We start from the raw sequence: 22,008 nt of genomic DNA, 5'->3' as shown, positions 1-22,008 counted from the left end.
GCGCGCTCGATGCGTATCCGCGACCATCGCGCCGACGATGAGCCCGAGATCAACCTGGTTCCGTTGATCGACGTGATCCTGGTGTTGATCATTTTCTTCGTGGTCACCGCGACCTTCGACGCGCGCTCGGTGCTCAAGCTCGAGCTGCCGCGCGCCACCGGCGAACCGTCCGGCGACGCGAGCAAGGCGCTGATCGTGCTGGTCAACGCCGAGGGCCGTTACTTTGTCGGCGACCGCGAGGTGCTGCGCGACGATCTGGAATCGCTCAAGGCCACCATCGCCGAAGTCGCTGGCACCGATCGCGACCGCAGCGTGATGCTGCGCGCCGATGCGCGCACGCCGTATCAGGCCGTGGTCACCGTCTACGACGCGCTCGGCCAGTTGGGCTTCCGCAAGATCATGAGCGCGACCGCGCCGCCGCAGAACACCGGTGGCGCCGCTGACGCCAGCGACAACGGCAAGCCCGCGGCGGGGCCGGTGCGGTGACCGCGAGCGCAACCGCGTCGCCCTGGCAGACCTACCGCCGGTTGCTCCGATTCGCGCTGCCGTACCGCCCCCTGCTGTGGCTGGCGTTGATCGGCATGCTGATCGAAGCGGCCGCCGGCGCCGGTTTCACCAAGTTGATGGAACCGGTCATCAACCAGACCTTCATCGCCAAGAACGAGCGCATCGCGATCTGGCTGCCGCTGACCATCGTCGGCCTGTTCGTGATGCGCGGCCTCGCCGGCTATGTCACCGATTACTACATGGCCAAATCCGGGCGCGGCGTGGCGCGCGATTTGCGCGTGCAGGTGCTCGGCAAATACCTGCGTCTGCCCGGCGCGCGCTTCGACACCGAGCCGGTGCCGTCGATGCTGGTGCGGCTGGGCTCGGACAGCGACCAGGTCGCGCAGGCCTCGGTCGACGCGCTCAAGGTCATGGTCCAGCAATCGACCCAGGCCCTGGGCCTGCTCGCGGTGATGATCTGGACCAGTTGGCAGGTGACCCTCGCGGTGCTGGTCGTGGCGCCGCCGCTGGCCTGGGTCATGGACAAGGTCGGCCGCCGTTATCGGCGCATCAGCCATCGCATCCAGGAAAGCGGCGCGCAGTTGCTGCTGGCCGCCGACCAGACCTTGTCCAACCAGCAGGAAGTGAAGGTCTACGGCGCGCAGCAGTCCGAACTCGCCCGTTACGGCGCGATCGCCGATCACTACCTCAAGCTCAGCCTCAAGGTCGAATCCACCCGCAGCATCGCCTCGGCGATGGTGCAGTTGATGGGCTCGATCGGTCTGGCGGTGCTGCTGTTCGTGGCCGGCTACGAAGCGTTCAACGGGCGCTTGAGCGCCGGTGGTTTCGTCGCGCTGATGATGGCGATGATGGCGATGATTCCGAACCTGCGTCAGCTCACCAACGTGCAGAACATGCTCCAGCGCGGCGTGGCCTCGGCCGAGCGATTGTTCGAAGTGCTCGACGCGGTCGAGGAGCCCGACACCGGCACGCGCGAACTCGCGCGCAGCCAGGGGCTGATCGAATTCCGCGACGTCACCGCGCGCTATCCGGGGCAGGCGTCGCCGGCCTTGTCGAACATCAGCTTCACCGCGCGGCCCGGCACGGTGACCGCGATCATCGGCCGCTCCGGCAGCGGCAAGTCGACCCTGATCAAGCTGATTCCGCGCTTCTACGATCCCGAGTCCGGGCAGATCCTGCTCGATGGCCATCCGCTCGAAGAGTACAAACTGCTCGACCTGCGCCGCCAGATCGCCCTGGTCGGCCAGCAGGTGATGCTGTTCGACGGCACCGTCGCGGCCAACGTCGCTTACGGCGAAATGCAGCAGGCCGATGCCGCCGCGCTCGACAGCGCGGTGCGCGGCGCCAACGCGGCCGAGTTCATCGAACGTCTGCCCGAAGGCGTCGACACCTCGATCGGCGCCAAGGGCGGCAAGCTCTCCGGCGGCCAGCGCCAGCGTCTGGCGATCGCGCGCGCGATGCTCAAGGACGCGCCGATCCTGATTCTCGACGAGGCCACCGCGGCGCTGGATACCGAATCCGAACGCCTGGTGCAGGACGCGCTTGAGCGATTGATGCCCGACCGCACCACCTTGGTGATCGCGCATCGCCTGTCGACCATCGAACACGCCGATCAGGTGCTGGTGCTGGATCAGGGCCGCATCGTCGAGCGCGGTTCGCATGCCGAACTGCTGGCGCAGGGCGGCCTGTACGCGCACCTGCACCGCATGCAGTTCCGGGACGCCGAGTGAGCGCTCCGATGCGCATGCTCGCGATCGTAGCGATGCACGGCCCGCATGGCCGCGGGAGCGTGCGATGAGCGGCGCGCCCGATCGCCGCGGCGGCGTGCCGGCGTACTGGTACGACGACAGCGCGGTGCCGATGCACGCACGGCTGTTGTCGGGCGTGTACGCCGCGGTCACCTCGTTCCGCCGCGCGCTGTACCGCAAGGGACTCAAGCGCCGCCGCCATCCCGGCGTGCCGGTGATCGTGGTCGGCAACATCACCGTCGGCGGCGCCGGCAAGACCCCGTTGACCATCGCGCTGGTGCAGCGGCTCAAGCAGGAAGGCTGGACCCCCGGCGTCGCCAGCCGCGGCTACGGCCGCGACGACATCGCCACGCCGCTGTGGGTCGATCGCGATACCGATCCACGCATCGGCGGCGACGAGCCGGTGCTGATCGCGCGCCGCACCGGAGTCAAGCTGCGCGCCGACCGCGATCGCGCCGCCGCGGCCAAGGCGCTGGCCGAGGCCGGCTGCGACATCGTCATCTGCGACGATGGCCTGCAGCATTACCGGCTGGCGCGCGACATCGAGATCGAAGTGGTCGACGGCCGCCGCCGTTACGGCAACGGCCAGTTGCTGCCGGCCGGTCCGCTGCGCGAGCCGCCCGAGCGCGCCGCCGATTGCGATTTCCGCGTGGTCAACATGCCGCAGGCCGCCTCCGGCGATCCCGCCGCGAGCGCCGGTTTCGGCGAATGGCCGATGCGCCTGATCGCCGATCAGGCGTTGCCGCTGGTTGGCGCGCGCGCGCTCAAGCTCGAGGCCTTCGTCGGCCAGCGCGTGCACGCGGTCGCCGGCATCGGCGATCCCGAACGTTATTTCGCCATGCTGCGCGGCCTCGGCATCGCGATCGTGCCGCACGCGTTTCCCGATCATCACCGTTACACCCAGGCCGACTTTGGCTTCGGCAGCAAATTGCCGGTGCTGATGACCGAGAAGGACGCGGTCAAGATCCCGCTGAGCGGCGAGGGCGCGTTCGCCTCGGAGTCGTATTACAGCGTGCCGGTGCGCGCGGAGTTGCCGGAAGCGTTCTGGGTGTCGTTGCTGGATAAATTGCAGGCGTTTGCAAAGCGCTCGGTCGCTGCGTCGTAGTTGCACTGACGCGGTCGCGGCTCGCGCCGCTCCTACAGGGAGCGATTGCGGTGGTGGCGGTTCATGCCGTTCCCGCATGGAGCCACTGTAGGAGCGGCGCGAGCCGCGACCGCGAATCCGCACCGACCGCGCCCGCTACGCAAACCGTAGTCCTTACCGCATCCGCAATCCGCATCACCTGTTTCGGAGCCGAACCATGAGCCAGGATTTCGTCGTCGCCATCCCCGCCCGCTACGCCGCCTCGCGCCTGCCCGGCAAGCCTCTGCGCGACATCGGCGGCGAACCACTGGTGCTGCACGTCGCGCGCCGCGCGCTCGCGGCCGGCGCGCGCGAGGTCTGGGTCGCGGCCGACGACGAACGCATCGCCCAAGCGCTCAAGGACAGCGGCGTGCAGGTCGCGATGACCTCGCCCGACCACGCCTCCGGCACCGACCGCCTGGCCGAATGCGCCGACATCGCCGGTTGGCGCGACGACACCGTGGTGGTGAATCTGCAGGGCGACGAACCGTTCGCGCCGGCCGCCGGCATCGTCGCCGCCGCGCAGACCTTGCGCGACAGCGGCGCGGAGATGTCGACCCTGGCCGTTCCGATCACGCAGGTCGAGGTGTTGTTCGATCCGAACGCGGTCAAGCTGGTGCGCGCCGGCAATGGCGATGCGCTGTATTTCAGCCGCGCGCCGATTCCGTGGCCGCGCGACGCCTTCGCCAAGGACCGCGAGCGCATGCCCGGCGGCGACGAATGGCTGCGGCATATCGGCATTTACGGTTATCGCGCCGGGTTCCTGCGCAAGTTCGCCAAGCTGCGTCCGGGCCGGCTGGAGCAGATCGAATCGCTGGAACAACTGCGCGTGCTCGAGGCGGGTTATCGCATTGCGGTCGGGATCACGCCCGAACCGTTCCCGCCCGGCGTCGACACGCCCGAAGATCTGGCCCGCGCCGAAGCGTATCTGGCGCAAACGCGCCAGGGCGAAGCGAACGCGCCCGCAAGCGGCGAGGGCGCCTGAGCCGTGCGCCTGCTCGTGGTCTGCCTGGGCAACATCTGTCGCTCTCCGGTCGCCGAAGGCGTGCTGCGCGCGCGTATCGAGGCCTCGTCGCTGGCCGGTCGGATCGAACTCGATTCGGCTGGCACCGGCGACTGGCACGTCGGCGATCCGCCGGACCGGCGCGCGATCGCGAATGCGGCCGAACACGGCGTGGATATTTCCGGCCTGCGCGCGCGCCAGTTGGCCGCGTCGGATTACCAGAATTTCGATTGGCTGCTGTGCGCTGACAAGGCCAACCTGCGCGATGTGCGCGCGCGTGCGCCGAAGGGCGCCCACGCGCGCAGCGCCTTGCTGCTGGACTGGTGCAACACCGTCACCGACGGCGAAGTACCCGATCCCTACACCGGCGGACCGGCGCAGTTCGAGCATGTATTCCAACTGCTGGACCGGGCGGCGGATGGAGCGATCGCGCGCTTGCGCGAGGAGCTGGGGTTGCGCGGGTAGGGCGTTGCCGGATCGCAGCGCAAAATCGGCGCCCGACTGTAGGAGCTGCGTAAGCTGCGATCGCGACACCACGACTACGACGCAAGTTTCGGCGCGATCGGACACAGCGCGGTCGCGGCTCGCGCCGCTCCTACAGGGCGCCGCCATGCAACGCCGTATCGGATCGCTGCGCAAAATCGGCACCCGACTGTAGGAACTGCGCAAGCTGCGACCGCGACACCACGACTACGATGCAAGTTTCGGCGCGATCAGATACAGCGTGCTCGCGGCTCACGCCGCTCCTGCAGAGGGTCGCCGCGGCGACGCGGGAGCGGGCGGGTCGCAAATTCACCCAGCATCCGGCCCCCGATCCCGGCCGCAAGCCTTGCGCTCGCGCATAATCAGCCCAATTCAAGCTTGGTCCCTCCATTTTGTCGGCCTCCGGGCCGAGAGCCGCCCCGCCGACCGATGCCCGTGACCGCGACGCCCGCCCTTTCGCCAGCCCGCCAGCCTGATTCCGTCGTCGCTTCGGTGCATCCGTCGCGCGTGGGGACCGTGCGCGCATGACCGCCGCCGCGCCAGCGCCCGCGCCTTTCGACGGCAAGGCCTTCGTCAAGAAGCTCAGCACCGCGCCGGGCGTCTACCGCATGATCGGCGCCGACGACAACGCGCTCTACGTCGGCAAGGCCGGCGCGCTGCGCAACCGGGTGTCGAGCTATTTCAACGCCACGCCCAAGTCGGCGCGGATCATGTCGATGCTGTCGCAGACCGTGCGCATGGAAGTCACGGTCACCCGCACCGAGGCCGAAGCGCTGATCCTGGAAAACCAGCTGATCAAGTCGCTCAAGCCGCGCTACAACGTGCTGCTGCGCGACGACAAAAGCTATCCCTACGTGCTGATGACCAACGAGGCCTGGCCGCGCATCGCCATGCACCGCGGTCCGCGCGCGGTGCCGGGGCGCTACTTCGGTCCCTACGCCAGCGTCGGCGCGGTGCGCGACACGCTCAACCTCATGCACAAGCTGTTCCGCCTGCGCAGTTGCGAGGACAGCGTGTTCCGCAACCGCTCGCGGCCGTGCCTGCAGCACCAGATCGGCCGCTGCAGCGCGCCGTGCGTGGGCCTGGTGCCGGCGCGCGATTACGCCGAGAGCGTGCGCCGCGCCGGCCTGTTGCTCGACGGCCGTAGCGACGAGCTTACCGACGAACTCGGCCGCGACATGGAAGCGGCCAGCGTGCGTCTGGATTTCGAAGACGCCGCGCGCCTGCGCGACCTGATCACCGCCATCCGCACCCTGCAGGCGCGCCAGTACGTCGACGGCCGCGCCGCCGACCTGGACGTGCTCGCGGTGGCGATGCAGGGCGTGTCGGCCTGCGTGCTGCTGCTGGCGTTCCGCGACGGCCGCAACCTGGGCACCCGCGCGTTCTTCCCGAAGACCAACGGCAGCGACAGTCCCGAGGAAGTGCTGACCGCTTTCATCTCGCAGTACTACGGCGAACAGACGCCGCCGCGCGAGATCGTGCTCGACCGCGACCTGCCCGATCGCGAATTGTTCGAACAGGCGTTCTCGGCCTCCGGCGAACGCCGCGTGCAGATCAAGAGCAACGTGCGCGGCGAACGCGCCGGCTATGTCGACATGGCACGGCGCAACGCCGAACTCTCGCTCGGCACCGAACTGACCAGCCATGCCGCGCAGCTGGCGCGCGCCGAATCGCTGCGCGATCTGCTGCGCATGCCGGCGCTGCCGCAGCGGATCGAGTGCTTCGACATCAGCCACACCATGGGCGAGGCCACCGTGGCCTCGTGCGTGGTGTTCGACGCCGAAGGCCCGGTGCGCGGCCAGTACCGTCGCTACAACATCACCGGCATCACCGAGGGCGACGACTACGCCGCGATGAACCAGGCGATCGCGCGGCGCTTCCGCCGCGCGGTCGAAGAGAACGGGGTCATGCCCGACATCCTGCTGATCGACGGCGGCGCGGGGCAGGTGGCCCAGGCGCGCGCGGCGCTGGCCGAGCTCGGGGTCGAGGGGCTGCTCCTGGTCGGCGTCGCCAAGGGCCCGGCCCGGCGCCCCGGCGATGAGGAACTGCTGCTGCCCGATGGCCGGGTCGAACGCCCCGGCGCGCAGTCGCCGGCGCTGCAATTGGTCCAGCAGGTTCGCGACGAGGCGCACCGTTTCGCCATTACCGGCCATCGGGGGCGTCGTCAGAAGACGCGCAACAGCAGTAGGCTGGAAGATATTCCGGGCATCGGCCCGCGTCGACGCGCTAGTCTGTTGAAGCATTTCGGCGGTCTGGGCGGTCTCAAGGCCGCCGGGATCGAGGAAATCTCCCGGGTCGAAGGCGTCAACGCGGCCCTGGCCGAGCGCATCTACGCCGCCCTGCACGGGCTGGATGCGCCCGCCGAGCCGTCCGTCGCACCGAATACCCTTCCCAAGGCCCAGGCCGCGGGCAGCAAGAAAGCCGGCAACGGCCCAGCCGGCGCCGCCGAAACGGCGCCAGATCGCAAGCGGAGTGAAGGATGAAGTTGACCGTACCCACCATGCTGACCCTGGCGCGGATCGTCCTGATCCCGGTGCTGGTGGTGGTGTTCTTCCTCGATTACCCCTGGACCAATTTCGCCGCCGCGTTCATCTTCGCCTTCGCCTCGGTCACCGACTGGCTCGACGGCTGGATCGCCCGCCGCTACAACCAGTATTCGGCGTTCGGCGCCTTCCTCGACCCGGTCGCCGACAAGCTGATGGTCGCCGTCGCCCTGCTGCTGATCGTGCAGAAACACCCGACCGTGTGGATGACCCTGTGGGCCGCGGTCATCGTCGGCCGCGAGATCGCCGTGTCCGCCTTGCGCGAATGGATGGCCGAACTGGGCCAGCGCGCGGCGGTGAAGGTCGCCTCGATCGGCAAGATCAAGACCATCGTGCAGATGGTCGCGTTGGTTTGCCTGCTGTATCAGGAGCGCGTGTTCGGCCTGCCGATCTTCACCATCGGCGAATGGCTGCTCGCCGCCGCGGCCCTGCTGACCCTGTGGTCGGGGCTGGCCTATCTGCGCGCCGCCTGGCCTATAATGCGCGCCGACGCGGACAAGCCCTCGACCTGATCGGCAACGAAACGGTCCACGCGAACCGAGCCTTCAGCGGCGAGGAACGCGAGCGGGAATATCGCGCAGGGGCCTGTTTCCGGCGCATTCACGGCCGGTTTTGCGAGGGCCGGGGCGTGAAGAAAAGAGTTGACACTTTTCTTTCGATGCCTAAAATATCGCTTCCCNAGTTGGTAGAGCACTACCTTGCCAAGGTAGATGTCGCGAGTTCGAGTCTCGTTTCCCGCTCCAGATTCGAGGCGCTTCGGCAACGAAGCCGCTTCCGGACAAAGCCCCCTTCGCGGGGTTTTGTTTTTTAAGACGAAGACATGCGTTGTATTCGCAAGTCGACGTTGCAGTAGATGGGCAGTACCAAGTAAGGTTGTAGCAGTCATCGGCCGGGTGGCAGAGTGGTTATGCAGCGGACTGCAAATCCGCGTACGCCGGTTCAATTCCGACCTCGGCCTCCAATCTCGATCGCGATGCAACACGTCGCCATCGGTAGTTTCAAGAAAGTTTCTTCAAAAAAGTTTCAAGCAGCAGTTNAGTTGGTAGAGCACTACCTTGCCAAGGTAGATGTCGCGAGTTCGAGTCTCGTTTCCCGCTCCAATTCCGCATGCGGCGCCACGCGCGGCATGATCGACGAACCCCGCGCAAGCGGGGTTTCGTTTTTCCGGCGCGGCGTGTGGCTGGGCACCATGGTTGCGCAGCGAGTTGCAAGCACGCAGCGCTAAGGTAGAGTGAGCGCGTCACCGGCCTGGTGGCAGATTGGCTATGCACCGGATTGCAAATCCGTAGAGATGGGTTCGATTCCCGTCCAGGCCTCCATCGACACCGCATCATTGATACCGCATGACGGTCGGCGCGAGCCGGCCGTTTTTGTTTGCGCGCGGGCGCTGCGGCGGACGATCGATCGACGATGAGCGCGCTACCATTTGTGCATCCCACCAAGGAAGGCACGCATGCCCATCGCGAACGAACAACTGCAAGCCCACCGCTTCCTGAGCGAAATGCAACATGACAGCTACTTCCCGGCGGATCTGGTGCAAAAGGGTCAGCAGATCCTGATCCGCCTGTGCGAAACCATCGAAGCGCAGCGTCCCGACAGCCTGGATGCGCTGTATGCGCTGACCCACGCCGCGACCGACGAATTCAACGCGCTCGCCGGCGAATTCGAAGCCAACGACAGTGAAATCGAGACCGCCGCGCGTGAAAACATCGGCGCGGATTTCCGCATCATCGCTGCCGCCTACGGCTTCCAGGCCGACAGCGAGGAACTGATCGCCACGCGCGATTGGTGACCGCGCCGGCTGCGGCCGGCGCTCGGCCCAATGGCTTCGCAACGTCGGCCCGGAAGGCCCATGAGAGGCCAGCGAAACCCGGATGCGGTAAGCTGATGCGGTCACCGCATCCTGCCCGGATGGCGAAATCGGTAGACGCAGCGGACTTAAAATCCGCCGGGGGCAACTCCTTGCCGGTTCGAGTCCGGCTCCGGGCACCACGGTTTAGTTCGCGCGAGTTTGCAACAGTCCGCAGACGACCCATAAAGCCCCAATATTCGGGGCTTTTTTGTTATCTGTCGTTCGTCAGCGTCCACGGAAGGCCGCTTGCAGCCTCTGGAGCGTCAGCAATCCGCGTGGACCTAGAACATGTCGAGTCGGTAGGCCGCGCTCGGCACTATTCCCTCGCTGGCTCAATCGTGATTCTCGGGCGCTCAATATCTAGCTGCATCGGTCTGCAATGGCAGGGCCTGCTTCTAGAACGCCATGAACATGGACTGTGACGAGTACCGCGATGCTTTAGGTGTGGAATTACCTGCACAGCACATACCGACACTCTAGATACATCAACGGCGGCACCGTGCAGCAGTCGGGTGCTAACCCTAACTACCGCAGCGCAGGGCAGAACGCCTACTCGGCGGCGCTGTCCCTGGCCGGTGCATGGATGAGTTGGTCCCGCGAGCTGAAGGACACTCACGGCCCCGCTGATCCCGACGCCATGCTCAAGGCCGTCCGCGGCTGGAACCTCGACCACTGGAACTACAAGGGCGAGGACACGCCGCACATCGGCACCTATGCCGAGGACTTCAACAAGTCGCTGGGCTTGCCGGATAAGCCGGTGATCGAGTTCCCCGACATGTTCGGCGCGCTCACGGGCGCGATCCAGTCTTTGGACAAGAAGGTCCAGGCGATCGGCGGCAAGGAGAAGGGGCAGGGCGGCGGGCAGAACTGGTTTGGCGAGACGGGCAAGCCCAGGAAGGTGGCCTAATGGGCTGGCTTAGCAAGTTGCTTGGCCGCGCCCAGTTGCATGCGCCGCCGGCCAGCGAGGAGCGCGAGGACGTGCTGCAGTGGGCCGTGCAGTGGCTGGTGAGCCTTTCGGAGATACAGGCTCACCAAAGCGAGGTGTCCGCGCATGACGCCGCTTTCCATGACGAATGCCGTCGATCGGTCGAGATCGACATAGGTGAGATCGCTAAGGCAATCGTCAACCTGCAGAACCGGGTTGGAGTGCTTGAGGCTTCGTTGAATGAGCCGGCCCAGGCACTGGAAGCCGCCAAGAAGCACACGCTCCACTGACTCGATCGGTGGGGCACTTCCAAGACTGGACTAATAAAGGCGAACAGGAGTGGCAGAGGGCACAGAGGGCAACCCCCGCGGCAGGGTTGCGAACTTCTTCTTCAAGGGCGTCGACCGCGTTTTCCCCGGGCAGAACTACAACCCGTAGACGGGCCAGGTCTCGCTCGACGGCCGTCACGCTGCGGAACGGTCACTGCTGAGGACCCTTGAGCGTTTTAAGGTCCCAGCGGATTTGGAACGCGTCTTTGTCTTTCCATGCGCCGATGTGGATGTGAGGCGCTCGGCCATAGCCATTGTTGCCAACTTTCGCGATTACCTGCCCAGCCTTGACGGCATCGTCTTTTTTTACAGCAGGGTCTTGGATATGGGCGAGCGCGAATCTCACGCCGTCTGCGCGCCGCAGAAGTATCATCGACGCCGGCGGCTTGCCGAACTTTCCAGGCTCATTCGTCACTGGGTTGATCAATATCTTCGTAACGACGCAATCGCAAGGAGATAGGACTTGCTGCCCCCAGCCGAAATAGTCTTCATTGCGGAAGCCCTGATCCTTGTACTCCCTTGTCAATTCGCGCCCATCGAGGTCCACCGTCCTAGTGATGCTGCAGTCCTGTCCTAAGTCATCACCTAAATAGGGAAGGTCGCCGGCGGCGTGTTCTGAACAACTAAAGAATTCTTTATAGATTGCATGTGCCTTAACGGCTTCGATCTCTCGTTTTGTGGAGTCAGAGGCTTCCTGAGCGGAAAGCGGTAGCGAAGTTGCAAGGATCAGAGCCACTAACGACAGAGATGCGCGGAGTGATGTCATTTCGGAACCTGCATTGTTGGACGGGAGCGGCGTTTCACTTGCGAGCTGTGAAGCACGGGGCAAGCCATGTGCCGCGAGCATACAAATCAATGACACGCTCGAGATGTGCCTGTTCACTGATTTCGAGCAGAGCGCGCTTATGGCAGCGCGCCTGCCCGACCGCTTCGAATGGGCCAACTCGGCCCATACCGACTTCAAGGACGCGCACATCATCCTGCTCGAGCGCGAGGTCTGGGTGGCGGTAGCGCTTCCGCGCAAGCGCGCCGAGGGCTGGGAAGTCTGCACCGGCGTCTACCGGTGCCATTTCGGCGTTGGCCGCTGGGTGAACATGCGCGATGAGGCCGAGGCGGTTCAGTGGATGGCTGGGTGGGTGACCAAGTACGCGGACCGGATCGTCGCCGAGGCACCGTGGCGCAGGCATGGGCCAGTGGCGCCTGATCCCATGCTTGACCGCATGAAACGCGGCCGATGACCGCTGTAAGGGCAACTGTGACGCGCATGGGATTTGCACGCCAAGAACTGGCCGGTTCCTACGTCTTCAAGCGTATGTCTCAGAAAACTACGTCAGCTTTGGGAGCTGCAAAGTGGATTTCAATTGGTTGAATGAGTTGCCGGACTCGGCATGGCGGCGCTAGGGCCGTGGCTGGTCATATGTCGAGGTGAGCAAGGATGAATTCCACCAGAGGAGCAAGGTAAAGGGCGACCAGTATTGGGAGGGCCCATTCGTAGAGTGGGGTATGAGGCAGCCGCGTCGGTACATCCATATGAATAGGATCACCCACGTACGGGTTCTGGCTGAATTAGGACCTGGCTAGGTAGTTCACAGGTCGCGAGGACTGTTGTCGTAGGTATCGATTGAGGACCGAACTTCATGTTCGATCGAACGAAGCACGGACGCTGACCAGGGTTAGCGCCTTGGCGACGCAATTTACGATCTGCGACGATGAGTCGTGCCCGCCGAGCGCAGTCGACAGTGGCAGTTGGCAAGGAAGCAGCAAAGCTGGCTGGCATGCTTCTGACCTACGAGAGAAGCACGGGGCCGATGTCGTAGATCTTGCGCTGTGGATGACCCCTGGAGTGCCCGATGCGATCATGCTGGGCAGGCATGAGGTGGTGATATCAGGCGTCCATCCGCGACAGGTCGATCGCCTAATTGCCTGCCTCAACGACCTGAATTTTGCTGCGGAAGAAGCTCCGACAGAACCCAGCGGAATGTCAGGCGGGCCTGGGAAAGGTTTGACGAGAGTTGTCGTTCGGTGGTGAGCATCCAAAGGCCAGAGATCGGCCTCAAGAAGGCAAGCGATCATGCTGAGTCGAACAGCGGATCTAGGTGGCTATAGCGCTGATACCGTTGTGCCCGAGAAGGACGCTGATGCGAGCTTGAGTTGAACCGCTGGTGCGCTAATGCATCAAGGGCGCCGAAGCGCCCTTGATGGTGTGCGAGTTGCGGCCCATTGGTTCAAAAGCTTATGGGCAACCGACGCCTGGGTCTTCATCGATGACAGGCATCTCGGGAAAGGTCTCCCCGCCGCCGCCTGGGTTGCCGACGCAGCCGCTGCCGCTCGTCGCCCAAGAGGAACTGCCCGAAGCAACCACCGTCGATCCATAGACGGCTTCCGCAGTCACGGTTGCCGTGCCCGGCGCGATGTCGGACTTTTGCACCCCGTCCAGCTCAATGTTGAATCCATCTGCCGATGGATAGTTGGCGAGCCAGGCGTTGAGCGCAGCCGGATTCGCGGCCACCGCCATCGAGTCGGCCACAACGAAACCGAAGGACGTCGATCCGAGCACTGTTTCGCCCTGCTTGACCGCCAGCGTGCCGGTCCCTGAACCGTCCAAGATAATGGTGTTTTGGGTGGTGATGTCGACCGCGATGTCAGCCGCATCCAGGGCGCTCATTGCATTCATCATCAGCATGCTGCTGCGGCTTTTACCGCATTGCGCGCTCGCGCTCGCCCCGATTGTGAGCTCTTCTTGCCGCTCACCCGAGGGGAGTGTGATTTCTTTTTTGCTGATGGTGCCTGTAGTAGTGACTGGCCCACACGGACAACCCGTCAGCCCCAGACAAATCGCCACCGCCCCTACGATAGTGCGATATTTCATAAATCCCCCCCCTTGTTGGTCCGCATACGTTAGCCAGCCTGCCAAGCTGTTGCCGCCAATGCTTGAGCCCCACTGCTCAAGACTGGAATGCTCGTCGCAGTCATTTCCGATAGCCGGTCGGGCGCGGTCGATTCACACCATGGCGTCCGTGGCGTTCCTCCCGATACATCAAGGGCGCGGGAGGTGCGTATGTGGATCATGGTGGGTTTGGACCAGTGGATTGCCATCGACGGCCGCGAGCCGCTGCAGTTACCGGGTCAGCCGTCGGTGAGGGAGATCGGCCACCTCGCTACCCGCGGCCTGAGCGGTTGCGTCGGACTTGCGCTGGGCTGGGAGGGCGGCCAGATCGCCCTGGCCCATGTCTTTTCCGGATGCACTGACGGAACGGGTAAACCGCCAGGCCCGAACACCTGGGACGGTCCGAACGGCTACCGGGCAAAGCTCGACCACGCGCTAGCCATGACCCAGGCGGCGATCCCCGGCGCGACCGAACAAAAGTACCGGCTTGGCATTCTGGTGTTCTCGGAGTCCGATCCAACACGCACCGTCGAACTGCTGGCTGGTTGGCTCAAGGACAACGGCATCAGCTCCGCCCAATATCCCGACTGGAGCGGCTGCAACGTGAGTGCCTCGCCCGACGACGACGACGAAATGACCGTCAGTAAACCCAGCTTGCTTACCAACTATCTGATCGCCCCCGTCGACGACGGCCTGACATGGGGGCCAGGGGGACAGATGATCGCGTGCGAAGAATTGTCGGCATTGGCCCACTCGGCCGATCCCCCGCAGGGCGGGACGTGATCGCGAGTCGGTGGCCGCTACGCATTCCTCATCGACATGCTTGAGAGCAGGGCTGGGGTGACCGCCACCAACGGATTTCTGCCATCGAGCGGCGATCAGCAGAGCCCGGTGTCTGGGGGCATTTATGGGGGCATTCCGACTGTGCGTTCTTGATTAATATCAAAATAATCAAGTGGATGGGTCGTTTATGCGGAGCCGGCTCCGCACCACGCATCCGTTCTCGATGCAGCTACAGTCGGCACGACCCACATAAAGCCCCGTTGATTGGGGCTTTTTGTTGTCTGCGGTTGGTCAGCGTTTGGTTCGATGATGCCGTCTGCGAGATCGTCTACACGAACGGTTCGGATGGCGCGGCGGCCGGCGTTGTTCAAGGTGCGCGCGGATCGTCCGTACCGTAAATCGTTCCTGATACCTTGTCGCAATACCAGCCCTTCGCCATGCGGTATAGCGACTCGCCTCTCGGTCCGACGACTCGGACGGTCCAGTAGTTCGCGACGCCATCGGCGGTGGTGCCGTCGAGATCGGTGCCTTCCGCCATGGCGAACGTCAGCCAATAAGGAAAGGGCCAGAACGTCATGACTCGCCAGATTGCATCGCGCGTCGCAGGCATGGTCGGGTGCTTGTTGGTGGAGCTCGAGGCTCGCCGGTGTTGGTTGCGATCATGATGGCATTCATGGCCGCAATCCGCGTCGCGATCACCAAGCCGAGGGCGTGCTTCGCGATGTAAGGGGCAAGCGACCGCGACAAATCGGCGTTATCGATAAGGCGCGCGTTCGACTGGTTTGCGTCTCGTTGTCCCCGCCTGTTCATACCCGATCAGCTGAAACCCCGGGCGCCCGGCGGTCATTGCCCTAGGGCGGCCCCCAGTTGTTTCGGGCCGGGACAGGGTTAGAGTCGGAACGATCTTGAATGCTGTGGGGTCTGGGGCCATGGGCATCTCTCCCGTCAACGACGCCGGTGCGGCCCGCTATTGGCAGCCACCGCCGCCGCCGACCACCGCCACGACGGCGCAGCTGCCGACCGGGCCGCTGCCAGGGCCGTATCGGCTCGAGCCGTCTTATCACCCGCAGTTCCCGGCCCCGAGCGCGCCGCCGCAGAGCCAGGGGGGTCCGTATGCCTTGCCGCCCGGCAGCACGCTGGCGCAAACCGTCGGCGGAACCCAGGCGCAGCCCTTCGACGTGACCATGTCGCAACTGGCGACCGCGGTGTACGGCACCCGCGGCGATCCGCCGCCGGGCTGGAGCGCGGTGAGCGATCAGGACCTCACTGCGCGCGGCATCCAGGACCCGCAGGCCTGGCGTCTGCAGTTCCTCGGCGCCAACGACGCGGTCGCGACCAATTCGCAGGAATACCGCGCCGAAATCTATCAGGACGGCGCCGGCAACTTCGTTCTGTCCTACCGCGGCACCGCCGAGGGCGCGGACGACTGGATGAACAACTTCGAGCAGGGCACCGGTTTCAAGACCGACCCCGCGGACAAGTTCAGCGAGACCGCGGTCAACACCGCGACCGAATTCGCGGCGGTGTTCGGCGAGCCCGGCGCCGATGGCGCGTCGAGCAATCTGGCGATCACCGGCCATTCGCAGGGCGGCGGCTTGGCCACCGTCGGCTCGCTGGCCACCGGCATTCCGGCGGTGACCTTCGATGCCTCGGGCATCCATCCCAATACGCTGGAACGAATGGGTTTCGCCGATCCGCAGAAGGCGCGCGACATCGCGGAGGGTGGGCAAATCCGCGCCTATTCGCTCGACTCCGATCTGCTGACCCAGACCCAGGAAGGCGGCCCGCTCGGTTTGCTCGCGCCCGATGCGCTGGGCACCAGCATCGTGGTCGAGCCCGGTCCGATCAGCGAGCACACCTTGTTGGCGCGCGCCAGCGCGGTCGAGTTTCCGAATCTGCCGCCGGCCGCGCTCGCTGCCCTGAACGCGGTCGGCGAAGCCGCCCGCCACAGCCCGGTGCCGTTTATCAACGGCGTCGGCGATCTCGCCTACAGCGCCTTGAGCCACAACCCCAACGTGCTGACCTCGGCGATGATCGAGCAACAGCCGTGGCAGGCGGGTTACGAAAATCCGTCCGACTTCGGCAAGGACCTGCAGAACCTGGTGCCCGATCCGCTCAAGGACGATTTCGCGATCAACACCCACGATCTGATTTCCGACATCGGCGAGGTGATCGATACCGACTTCAAGAACGGCGACTACGTGCAAGGCGGCTTCAGCATCTTCGGCGACCTCGGCGAGGGCGCGTGGAATACGGTCGGCGATACCGCCAATCGCACCACCGAGGTCTTGGCGCAGACGGTCGACGACAACGTCGGCGGTCCGCTCGGCGATCTGCTGTCCGGCGCCATTTCCGGCAGCGGCGATCTCGCTCAGGCCGGTTCCGATATCGCCGGGCAGGGCGTGGAAATCCTGGCAGACGGCGCCGGTGCCGTCGTGCAGACAGGCTCGGACGTCGTCGGCTGGCTGACCGGACGTTGATCCCGGCGTTCGCGCGCATCGCAACGCTTCGTCGCGATCCCGGCGCCGCGGCGATGCTGCGGCGCGCGGGTATGCGCTATCGTGCGGCTGTTCTTATCGGCCTTTGGGTCATCGGTCTTCCAGCATGCACACGGTCCTCCATGAGCAATGAACCGTTCGCCAGTCCGACGCTCGCGCCCTTGGCCGAGGCCGTGCGCAGCGGCGATGCCGCCGAGATCCGCCGCCAGTTGCAGAGCGTCGCGCCGGATACGCCGGGCGCCGACGGCTCGACCCTGCTGATGCTGGCGATCGCGCAGGGCCACGCGGACAGCGCGCGCGCCTTGCTCGAAGGCGGCGCTGACCCGAATCGCGCCGGCCCCGACGGCAAGACCCCGGTGCATCTGGCCGCGTTCGCCGACGATCCCGAATTGCTGCGTATCGTGCTGGCCCACGGCGGCAAGCCGGACGTGCGCAACGCCCAGACCGATGCCACGCCACTGGAATCGGCCTTGCTGGGCGGCAACCCGACCCAGTTGCGGATATTGCTCGATGCCGGCGCCGATCCGAATCAGGTCGATCGCAACGGCGACACAGCGCTGCACGTGGCGGCGCGCACCAATGCCGGCGCCGCGCTGTTGCTGCTGCTCGAACGCGGCGCGAATCCGTTGGCGAATAATTCGCGCGGCGCGTCGTTTCAGTCGTATTACTTCAAGTTTCCGCGCAACGCGCTCAACGAACGCGCGCTGGCCGAACGGCGCGCCATCGTGGCCTGGCTGAAGTCGCATGACGTGCCGTTGGAAGCGTCGGTTCAAGCCGACTACTGATCGGCGGATTTTGTGATGCCGGCGCTTGCGCAGTCGTCGGCGATTATCAGTTGCGATGATGGCCGGCGATAAGCCGACGGTAATTCCTGTCGCCGCGCCGCACGGGTGAGCGATGCCGCGGGCTTTGTCGGGCATCGGCCGATGCGCTTTTAGAGACAGTCCCACGTCGCCGCTGCGCGGCTTGTTAAGCCCGTCTTCGCATGGCGACGACGTCGCGTACATGGCGCCGAGCGCAACTGTGTGCGTGGACACGGCGGATTGTTCCGTTGTGCCCGAGCGGACATCGACGCGAGCGGTACGGCGCGGTCGCGTTTGCCCGGTTCGAGCACGGCCCGATCGCCTTCAACCATGACCAAGGGGCATCAGCATGGAAACCACCATCACTCACTACCGATGCGGCGATTGCGGCAGCGAACAGCTCATCCAGCCCCAGAATCCGCATCCGGACGACGTCATCACCTGCGCTCATTGCGGTGCGACCTGGACGGTGCGCGAGGTTCAGGAGGCCAGCCTGGAGGCCGGAACCTTGGCCGCCATCGACAAGATCGACGAAACGTTCGGCAAGGATTGATTGCCGGCAATGAACTGGGGATCGCGGATGGTCGTATCGATCTGATTGAAGCCGGGCGGCGCTCGCGCCAACGCGATCCCGCGCCGCCGAAACTCTTACGCGATCGGTACGCGCCTGATCCGCCGGGGCTTCACTTCCAGCAATTCCTGACGGTGCCGATGGTGGTGTGTGGCCTGAAACCCAGCCAGCACCCGCGTGCAATCGCCGCTATCCACCGACCAGACCGAAGTGTCGGACCCATGCGCGGCGAAAATCGATCGGCCATCCGAGAACAACGCTTGCGGCGCTGCGCTCATCGGCAGCTTGCGGTCGGGTGTCGCGCCGCGCTGGCTCAGGTCGATGATGCGTACGCCGGGCAATGCCGGATCGCTGGCGAACTCCTCCTCGTTCCAGTCGCTCATGCTGGCCAGCGCGATGCGATCGTCGTCGATCCAGCAGGCCGGAAAATTCCAATCGTCCGAGTAGGTGAGCCAGAGCACGGAGGGCCCGTCTTCGGACTCCCAGACATTGTCGGTCAACCAGACCGCGGCATCGAATACGCGCGGGATACCGACCGGTTGCCAGGCCCAGCCGTCGTCGAACAGGCGCGACCCGGAGGGATTGGGCTGCAGCCGCCCGTGGAAATAATCGAGGTAATGCGGCGGCGCCTTGCCGTCGACGTAAGTGGTCGGCCCGCGTTGCGTCAGCAGGGCGCCGGTGCGCGGGTCCGACGCGTCGAGGCGATTCCAGGCGGTGCGATGGACCACGACAGCGGCGCCGCGCAGCGACAGGAAGCACAGCGAGAAGGCAACCGTGTCCGGGTAATAGCTGCCGCCGTCGAGCTCCATGGTGATCCTGAAATTGTCGAGATCGATCACCAAGCCGTCGCTTCCGCCATCGAACACGATCGCCGCGAACGCGTCGTCGGCGGACGCATGCAGTCGCCATCGCGAGGCGACGCCGTACCGACCGTCATCGTCGATGGCCTGCTCGCGCAGAATCACCGTGCCCAGCAAGGCGATTGCGCCTGATTCCAGGTCGATGCATGAAATGCCGCCGGCGGCGTCGAGGACCAACAGATCGCCGTCCACGCGCCGGACCTCGGCGGCATCGAGCAGATCGGGCCCGGTCCAATCGAGCGTCGTTTCAGTCATGGTCGTCGTGTCCATTCGAATTATTCGTCTGTCGGTAAGGCTATACGGAAAAATCGAATCTTTGCCGGGCTCGAATGCAAGCGATCACGGCGAGGTCGCGGCTTTGATCGCCCTGCCGGGCACGCGTTCGTGCGGCGCAATCGGCGTCATGCAAGCCGGGCAGGTGGCCCGTCCCCATCAAGGCGGACGATACGAATACGGAACGAGTTCGCACAGACGCCGCCACTTCGACAGCGCGATCGCGTCGAAGCTGCCCGCATCGAAAACGCAAAAGGCCGGCTTTCGCCGGCCCTCGTTGCACGTCCCTCAACGGGACGCTGTTACCGCGTTCGGCTTACGGCGGTTGGCAGCCGTTGGCGATCAGGCAATTGCTCCATTCGTCGACGCAATGCTGGCGCTCGGGGTAGGTCACCACGCCGTCGGCGTTCGCGTCGGTCAGACAGGCGTAGTAATTGGTCGTGCACCAGCGATCGCGGCATGCGGCGGCCACCGTGGCCGAAAACCCGAACAGGGCCACGGCCGTGAACAACAACGTGCGGCGGGTCAATGTGTTCATCACTCGTACTCTCCTTGTCGATTGATAGGAACGGCTGCGATCGGGCGTGGTTCGGGGACTGACAGTTCCTTGTGTGGGGCGCCCGATGGCTGTGCGAGCATTTGCCGGGCGCGCCGGCATGTCAATGGATCGGCGCGGCGTCGGCGGCGTCGGTGCGCAGGCCAGGCGATGTGAGGCCGCGGCGCGAAACGCGACGAGTCGAAGGCCGCGATCGAGGCCGCCGCCAGCGTTGGCCACCGATTCGACCGCCGATTCGGACCGGGCCTCGACTAGCGCCGTTATGCGCGTTTCTTCGGCTTCGGCGGAACCCGACATCGGGTAGCGACCAGAGCCACGCAACCGCGTTCAGCCGCCGCACTTGAATCTGATCCGGCATAAGCACATAACCGCCGGGCGATCCGTCGAAGGCCGGCCCGCCTTACAATGCCGACGGCCGCGATCGCACAAGCGATTCGCACAGGCGATTCGCGCCGGTGATAGGCTGGCGGCGCTGCAGTCCCGCCCCCGGTCCGACCTCGCGCTACGGCCCGTAGGGCGACGTCCTTCCCCCGCACCCAAGTGCTTACGCGACGGTCCATGATCGAATTCCAGCAGATCCATAAATCGTTCCGCGTCGGCGGCAACGAGGTTTCGGCGTTGCAACCGCTCGATCTGCGGATCGTCGAAGGCGAGGTGTTCGGCATCATCGGCCATTCGGGCGCCGGCAAATCCACGCTGATCCGGATGATCAACGGCCTGGAGCGTCCCAGCGGCGGCCGCCTGCTGGTCGACGGCGAGGATCCCAGCGCGCTCGATCCGGCCGGGCTGCGCGCGCTGCGTCGGCGTATCGGCATGATCTTCCAGCATTTCAATCTGCTGTCCTCGCGCACGGTCGCGGCTAACGTGGCGTTTCCGCTCGAACTGGCCGGCACGCCGCGCGACGAGATCGCCAGCCGCGTCGCCGAGCTGCTGGCGCGCGTGGGCCTGAACGATCACGCCACTAAATACCCCGCGCAGTTGTCCGGCGGACAGAAACAACGCGTCGGCATCGCCCGCGCGCTGGCCTGCCGGCCGCGCATCCTGTTGTGCGACGAAGCCACCAGCGCGCTCGATCCGCAGACCACCGCCTCGGTGCTGGCGCTGCTGGCGCAGATCAATCGCGAGTTGGGACTGACCATCGTGCTGATCACCCACGAGATGGAAGTGATCCGCCGGGTCTGCGACCGCGTCGCCGTGCTCGATGCCGGTCATCTAGTCGAAAGCGGTACGGTCGCCGACGTGTTCCTGCATCCGCGCCATCCGACCACGCGCCGCTTCGTCTCCGAAGCCGAGCACGTCAACGAAGGCAGCCTGCACAGCGATTTTGCCGCGGTCGCCGGGCGCCTGTTGCGTCTGACCTTCCTCGGCCAGCACACCTACGAGCCCCTGCTCGGACGCATCGCGCGCGAGACCGGGGTCGACTACAACATCCTGGCTGGCCGCATCGATCGCATCAAGGACATGCCGTATGGACAGCTCACCATCTCCCTGGTCGGCGGCGACAGCGACGCGGCGATCGCGGCGTTGAACGCGGCCGGTGTGCATATCGAGGAGATCGCGCGATGACGCCGAACGCCGGTTGGTTCGCTCATCTCGACGCGGGCAAGTGGGCCGAGATCGGCCAGGCCACGCTCGACACCTTGCTGATGCTGGCCGGTGCGTTGCCGTTGACCCTGGCGATCGGTTTGCCGCTGGGCATCGCCTTGTTCCTGACCGCGCCGCGTCAGTTGCGCGCGCAGCCGCGCCTGTACGGCGCGCTGTCGTTGGTCATCAATATTTTGCGCTCGGTGCCGTTCATCATCTTGATGATCGTGATGATCCCGCTGACCTTGTCGGTCATGGGCACCTCGCTTGGCGTGCGGGGCGCGATCCTGCCGCTGGTGATCGGCGCGGCACCGTTCTATGCGCGCCTGGTCGAGACCGCGCTGCGCGAAGTCGATCGCGGCATCATCGAGGCCTGTCAGGCGATGGGCGCGACCACGCGCCAGATCGTGCTGCGCGCGCTGCTGCCCGAAGCCTTGCCCGGACTCATCGCCGGCGCCACGGTGACCACCGTCGCTTTGATCGGTTACACCGCGATGGGCGGCGCGATCGGCTCGGGCGGCCTGGGCGATCTGGCCTACCGCGACGGCTATCTGCGCTCGCATACCGACGTGGCGTTCGTGACCGTGCTGTTGTTGCTGCTGCTGGTGCAGGCGCTGCAGACCCTGGGCGACAAGCTGGTCGCGCGTTTCAGCCGCCGCTGAGCCGCATCACATCATTCG

Annotated in this window: 21 protein-coding genes, 3 tRNA genes and 1 pseudogene; 20 read left to right on the top strand and 5 right to left on the bottom strand. The window is 65.3% G+C overall.

Annotation, left to right across the window (positions count from 1 at the left end; all coding sequences use genetic code 11):
• Positions 1–9: 9 nt before the first annotated feature.
• The 13 genes and pseudogenes from ASD86_RS06015 (at position 10) to ASD86_RS05955 (ending at position 10,474) form a co-directional block, all read left to right on the top strand.
• The gene (locus tag ASD86_RS06015) at positions 10–486 is read left to right on the top strand and encodes a biopolymer transporter ExbD (protein ID WP_056108209.1); all 477 of its coding nucleotides are present in this window, start codon (positions 10–12) and stop codon (positions 484–486) included.
• Entirely contained in the window at positions 483–2,237 is a 1,755-nt protein-coding gene (gene msbA / locus ASD86_RS06010) for a lipid A export permease/ATP-binding protein MsbA (protein ID WP_056108205.1), read from the top strand. Before ASD86_RS06015 ends, msbA begins: the two co-directional genes overlap by 4 nt.
• Positions 2,238–2,301: 64 nt before the next feature.
• Positions 2,302–3,360, top strand: coding sequence for a tetraacyldisaccharide 4'-kinase (gene lpxK, locus ASD86_RS06005; RefSeq protein WP_056108202.1), 1,059 nt, complete (start codon positions 2,302–2,304; stop codon positions 3,358–3,360).
• Positions 3,361–3,556: 196 nt separating this feature from the next.
• A complete protein-coding gene (gene kdsB / locus ASD86_RS06000) occupies positions 3,557–4,363 on the top strand; it encodes a 3-deoxy-manno-octulosonate cytidylyltransferase (RefSeq protein WP_056108198.1) in 807 nt (268 codons plus the stop codon).
• Positions 4,364–4,366: 3 nt separating this feature from the next.
• The gene (locus ASD86_RS05995) at positions 4,367–4,846 is read left to right on the top strand and encodes a low molecular weight protein-tyrosine-phosphatase (protein WP_056108195.1); all 480 of its coding nucleotides are present in this window, start codon (positions 4,367–4,369) and stop codon (positions 4,844–4,846) included.
• Positions 4,847–5,388: 542 nt separating this feature from the next.
• Positions 5,389–7,215: pseudogene (uvrC, locus tag ASD86_RS05990) on the top strand (excinuclease ABC subunit UvrC); the annotation flags it as partial.
• A gap of 128 nt (positions 7,216–7,343) precedes the next feature.
• Positions 7,344–7,919 carry a CDP-diacylglycerol--glycerol-3-phosphate 3-phosphatidyltransferase gene (gene pgsA / locus ASD86_RS05985; protein WP_056108192.1) on the top strand — a complete coding sequence of 192 codons (576 nt, stop codon included), beginning with the start codon at positions 7,344–7,346 and terminating at the stop codon, positions 7,917–7,919.
• Positions 7,920–8,294: 375 nt separating this feature from the next.
• Positions 8,295–8,368: transfer RNA gene (locus ASD86_RS05980), tRNA-Cys, on the top strand.
• A 284-nt stretch (positions 8,369–8,652) separates the two neighbouring features.
• Positions 8,653–8,726, top strand: a tRNA-Cys gene (locus ASD86_RS05975).
• 134 nt (positions 8,727–8,860) lie between these two features.
• Positions 8,861–9,199 (top strand): DUF5713 family protein, encoded by a 339-nt coding sequence (locus ASD86_RS05970; protein ID WP_056108189.1) that lies wholly within the window; start codon positions 8,861–8,863, stop codon positions 9,197–9,199.
• 113 nt (positions 9,200–9,312) lie between these two features.
• Positions 9,313–9,399: transfer RNA gene (locus tag ASD86_RS05965), tRNA-Leu, on the top strand.
• A gap of 302 nt (positions 9,400–9,701) precedes the next feature.
• Complete coding sequence (locus ASD86_RS05960; RefSeq protein ID WP_157476229.1) at positions 9,702–10,166, top strand: hypothetical protein; 465 nt, start codon at positions 9,702–9,704, stop codon at positions 10,164–10,166.
• Positions 10,166–10,474: a hypothetical protein gene (locus ASD86_RS05955; RefSeq protein WP_056108181.1), complete on the top strand. Its 309-nt coding sequence runs from the start codon at positions 10,166–10,168 to the stop codon at positions 10,472–10,474. The genes ASD86_RS05960 and ASD86_RS05955 overlap by 1 nt, the downstream gene beginning before the upstream one ends.
• Before the next feature lie 190 nt (positions 10,475–10,664).
• Here the strand turns inward: ASD86_RS05955 and ASD86_RS25800 are convergent, their stop codons facing one another.
• Positions 10,665–11,279 carry a M23 family metallopeptidase gene (locus ASD86_RS25800; RefSeq protein ID WP_162253620.1) on the bottom strand — a complete coding sequence of 205 codons (615 nt, stop codon included), beginning with the start codon at positions 11,277–11,279 and terminating at the stop codon, positions 10,665–10,667.
• Positions 11,280–11,382: 103 nt separating this feature from the next.
• On the opposite strand from ASD86_RS25800, the gene ASD86_RS27215 reads away from it, so the two are divergent.
• Entirely contained in the window at positions 11,383–11,751 is a 369-nt protein-coding gene (locus tag ASD86_RS27215) for a hypothetical protein (RefSeq protein WP_056108176.1), read from the top strand.
• Positions 11,752–12,746: 995 nt separating this feature from the next.
• Here ASD86_RS27215 and ASD86_RS05940 read toward each other — a convergent pair.
• Positions 12,747–13,382, bottom strand: coding sequence for a hypothetical protein (locus ASD86_RS05940; RefSeq protein ID WP_157476227.1), 636 nt, complete (start codon positions 13,380–13,382; stop codon positions 12,747–12,749).
• Between the two features lie 189 nt (positions 13,383–13,571).
• On the opposite strand from ASD86_RS05940, the gene ASD86_RS05935 reads away from it, so the two are divergent.
• A complete protein-coding gene (locus ASD86_RS05935) occupies positions 13,572–14,183 on the top strand; it encodes a hypothetical protein (RefSeq protein WP_056108170.1) in 612 nt (203 codons plus the stop codon).
• Between the two features lie 367 nt (positions 14,184–14,550).
• Here the strand turns inward: ASD86_RS05935 and ASD86_RS05930 are convergent, their stop codons facing one another.
• Positions 14,551–14,760 carry a hypothetical protein gene (locus tag ASD86_RS05930; protein ID WP_056108168.1) on the bottom strand — a complete coding sequence of 70 codons (210 nt, stop codon included), beginning with the start codon at positions 14,758–14,760 and terminating at the stop codon, positions 14,551–14,553.
• A 352-nt stretch (positions 14,761–15,112) separates the two neighbouring features.
• Here ASD86_RS05930 and ASD86_RS05925 point away from each other — a divergent pair, with 352 nt between their 5' ends.
• The 3 genes from ASD86_RS05925 (at position 15,113) to ASD86_RS05915 (ending at position 18,037) form a co-directional block, all read left to right on the top strand.
• Positions 15,113–16,663 carry a hypothetical protein gene (locus tag ASD86_RS05925; RefSeq protein ID WP_056108166.1) on the top strand — a complete coding sequence of 517 codons (1,551 nt, stop codon included), beginning with the start codon at positions 15,113–15,115 and terminating at the stop codon, positions 16,661–16,663.
• Between the two features lie 140 nt (positions 16,664–16,803).
• Positions 16,804–17,466: an ankyrin repeat domain-containing protein gene (locus ASD86_RS05920; protein ID WP_056108163.1), complete on the top strand. Its 663-nt coding sequence runs from the start codon at positions 16,804–16,806 to the stop codon at positions 17,464–17,466.
• Positions 17,467–17,833: 367 nt separating this feature from the next.
• Complete coding sequence (locus tag ASD86_RS05915) at positions 17,834–18,037, top strand: hypothetical protein (protein WP_056108160.1); 204 nt, start codon at positions 17,834–17,836, stop codon at positions 18,035–18,037.
• A 95-nt stretch (positions 18,038–18,132) separates the two neighbouring features.
• Here the strand turns inward: ASD86_RS05915 and ASD86_RS05910 are convergent, their stop codons facing one another.
• Positions 18,133–19,170 carry a hypothetical protein gene (locus ASD86_RS05910; RefSeq protein WP_157476223.1) on the bottom strand — a complete coding sequence of 346 codons (1,038 nt, stop codon included), beginning with the start codon at positions 19,168–19,170 and terminating at the stop codon, positions 18,133–18,135.
• Positions 19,171–19,504: 334 nt separating this feature from the next.
• Positions 19,505–19,726 (bottom strand): hypothetical protein, encoded by a 222-nt coding sequence (locus ASD86_RS05905; RefSeq protein ID WP_056108155.1) that lies wholly within the window; start codon positions 19,724–19,726, stop codon positions 19,505–19,507.
• Positions 19,727–20,302: 576 nt separating this feature from the next.
• Between ASD86_RS05905 and ASD86_RS05900 the strand changes: the two genes are divergently transcribed.
• Together ASD86_RS05900 and ASD86_RS05895 are read left to right on the top strand one after the other, a co-directional pair.
• Positions 20,303–21,310 (top strand): methionine ABC transporter ATP-binding protein, encoded by a 1,008-nt coding sequence (locus ASD86_RS05900; protein ID WP_056108151.1) that lies wholly within the window; start codon positions 20,303–20,305, stop codon positions 21,308–21,310.
• Complete coding sequence (locus ASD86_RS05895) at positions 21,307–21,990, top strand: methionine ABC transporter permease (protein WP_056108149.1); 684 nt, start codon at positions 21,307–21,309, stop codon at positions 21,988–21,990. The genes ASD86_RS05900 and ASD86_RS05895 overlap by 4 nt, the downstream gene beginning before the upstream one ends.
• The last annotated feature ends 18 nt before the right edge of the window (positions 21,991–22,008 follow it).

It is taken from the genome of Lysobacter sp. Root690, assembly GCF_001427785.1.
Taxonomy (GTDB): Bacteria; Pseudomonadota; Gammaproteobacteria; order Xanthomonadales; family Xanthomonadaceae; genus Lysobacter.
This window is presented reverse-complemented; position numbering and strand designations above follow the sequence as displayed.

Coding starts and splice junctions, on each gene's coding strand:
- kdsB (WP_056108198.1), top strand. CDS start 3,557: ATGAGCCAGGATTTCGTCGTCGCCATCCCCGCCCGCTACGCCGCCTCG.
- ASD86_RS05905 (WP_056108155.1), bottom strand. CDS start 19,726: ATGAACACATTGACCCGCCGCACGTTGTTGTTCACGGCCGTGGCCCTG.
- ASD86_RS05910 (WP_157476223.1), bottom strand. CDS start 19,170: ATGACTGAAACGACGCTCGATTGGACCGGGCCCGATCTGCTCGATGCC.
- ASD86_RS05920 (WP_056108163.1), top strand. CDS start 16,804: ATGAGCAATGAACCGTTCGCCAGTCCGACGCTCGCGCCCTTGGCCGAG.
- ASD86_RS05955 (WP_056108181.1), top strand. CDS start 10,166: ATGGGCTGGCTTAGCAAGTTGCTTGGCCGCGCCCAGTTGCATGCGCCG.
- ASD86_RS27215 (WP_056108176.1), top strand. CDS start 11,383: ATGTGCCTGTTCACTGATTTCGAGCAGAGCGCGCTTATGGCAGCGCGC.
- ASD86_RS05935 (WP_056108170.1), top strand. CDS start 13,572: ATGTGGATCATGGTGGGTTTGGACCAGTGGATTGCCATCGACGGCCGC.
- ASD86_RS05930 (WP_056108168.1), bottom strand. CDS start 14,760: ATGACGTTCTGGCCCTTTCCTTATTGGCTGACGTTCGCCATGGCGGAA.
- lpxK (WP_056108202.1), top strand. CDS start 2,302: ATGAGCGGCGCGCCCGATCGCCGCGGCGGCGTGCCGGCGTACTGGTAC.
- ASD86_RS06015 (WP_056108209.1), top strand. CDS start 10: ATGCGTATCCGCGACCATCGCGCCGACGATGAGCCCGAGATCAACCTG.
- ASD86_RS05940 (WP_157476227.1), bottom strand. CDS start 13,382: ATGAAATATCGCACTATCGTAGGGGCGGTGGCGATTTGTCTGGGGCTG.
- ASD86_RS05895 (WP_056108149.1), top strand. CDS start 21,307: ATGACGCCGAACGCCGGTTGGTTCGCTCATCTCGACGCGGGCAAGTGG.
- ASD86_RS05915 (WP_056108160.1), top strand. CDS start 17,834: ATGGAAACCACCATCACTCACTACCGATGCGGCGATTGCGGCAGCGAA.
- ASD86_RS25800 (WP_162253620.1), bottom strand. CDS start 11,279: ATGACATCACTCCGCGCATCTCTGTCGTTAGTGGCTCTGATCCTTGCA.
- ASD86_RS05970 (WP_056108189.1), top strand. CDS start 8,861: ATGCCCATCGCGAACGAACAACTGCAAGCCCACCGCTTCCTGAGCGAA.
- ASD86_RS05900 (WP_056108151.1), top strand. CDS start 20,303: ATGATCGAATTCCAGCAGATCCATAAATCGTTCCGCGTCGGCGGCAAC.
- ASD86_RS05925 (WP_056108166.1), top strand. CDS start 15,113: ATGGGCATCTCTCCCGTCAACGACGCCGGTGCGGCCCGCTATTGGCAG.
- pgsA (WP_056108192.1), top strand. CDS start 7,344: ATGAAGTTGACCGTACCCACCATGCTGACCCTGGCGCGGATCGTCCTG.